Genomic DNA, 1,347 nt, shown 5'->3' with positions numbered 1-1,347 from the left:
GGACTCAAGTCGCCCTGTTAAGGCTCGCTTTCGCTCCGGCTCCCTTTCGGTTAACCTCGCCCCGCGCCAGCGACTCGCTGGCTCATTCTACAAAAGGCACGCCGTCACACCGTAAAGGTGCTCCGACTGCTCGTGGGCGCACGGTTTCAGGTACTGTTTCACTCCCCTCCCGGGGTGCTTTTCACCTTTCCCTCACGGTACTGGTGCGCTATCGGTCACAGGGTAGTACTCAGGCTTGGATGGTGGTCCACCCAGGTTCGGACCGGGTTTCACGTGCCCGGCCCTACTCAGGGACCGCGTCGCGCCGTCCGGTCTGGGTTCGCGTACGGGGCTGTCACCCGCTGCGGCCGGCCCTCCCATGCCGTTCCGCTCCCCAGCCGGACCTGCGCCCGGGGGCGGCAGCCCCCGGATGCGCGGCCCTGCAACCCCGCCGGCGGAACCCCTGCCGGGTACGCCCGCTCGACGGTTTGGCCATCGGTCCCCTTTCGCTCGCCGCTACTCGGGGAGTCTCGAGATTGATTTCCTCTCCTCCGGGTACTTAGATGTTTCAGTTCCCCGGGTTGTCCTCCCCGGCCCTATGCGTTCAGGCCGGGGATATCCGTACCTCTACGGATGGGTTCGCCCATTCGGAGACCCCCGGGTCGAAGGATGTGTGCTCCTCGCCGGGGATTATCGCAGCTTGCCGCGTCCTTCATCGGCTCCCTGTGCCAAGGCATCCGCCGTGCGCCCGTGGTATCTTGCGGGACCGCTCCGGGCCCGCGGGATATCCACGTGTCGCCAATATAAATTAATCGATATCATGAATAGCGCTCTCATGTCGCAATTCGGGTATCTCATACCGCGGCACAGCGTGTTCCACTGTGCTCGCGATCAGATGCTCCTCACTCATCAATGAGTGAATTCCTCTTGTTTGGATCGGATGAATGATTGCTATCATTCTCTGTTTAGATCGCAGAAAAGAATCGAGTCTGGAAGAGGATACTCTTCCATCTCTCTCCTATCGCTATGCGGCTCTCAAGGTACGCGGGTGCGACCCCGGGGACCGGGTGCTGCGGGGACGTATCCGGGCCAGACATCCACCGGACGGGCTCCTGCCCTCCATTCGAGTTAAAGTGTTCTCTCTCTAAGAATGTGTCTCCCTAGAAAGGAGGTGATCCAGCCGCACCTTCCGGTACGGCTACCTTGTTACGACTTCACCCCCCTCACCCTCCACACCTTCGGCGCCTCCCCCCTTGGCGGTTGGGCCGGCGACTTCGGGTGCAGACGACTCGGGTGGTGTGACGGGCGGTGTGTACAAGGCCCGGGAACGCATTCACCGCGGCATGCTGATCCGCGATTACTAGCAAC

2 rRNA genes are annotated in these 1,347 nt (G+C 61.9%); both read right to left on the bottom strand.

The annotated features are described in order from the left end of the window. Positions 1-743, bottom strand: a 23S ribosomal RNA gene (locus ACTQV3_RS09220); the annotation flags it as partial. Between the two features lie 400 nt (positions 744-1,143). Next, positions 1,144-1,347: ribosomal RNA gene (locus ACTQV3_RS09215) — 16S ribosomal RNA — on the bottom strand; the annotation flags it as partial.

The organism is Collinsella sp. LCP19S3_A7 (assembly GCF_052121995.1).
Classification (GTDB): Bacteria; Actinomycetota; Coriobacteriia; order Coriobacteriales; family Coriobacteriaceae; genus Collinsella.
Note: the sequence above shows the minus strand (reverse complement) of the source record. Positions and strands in the feature narration are given on the sequence as shown.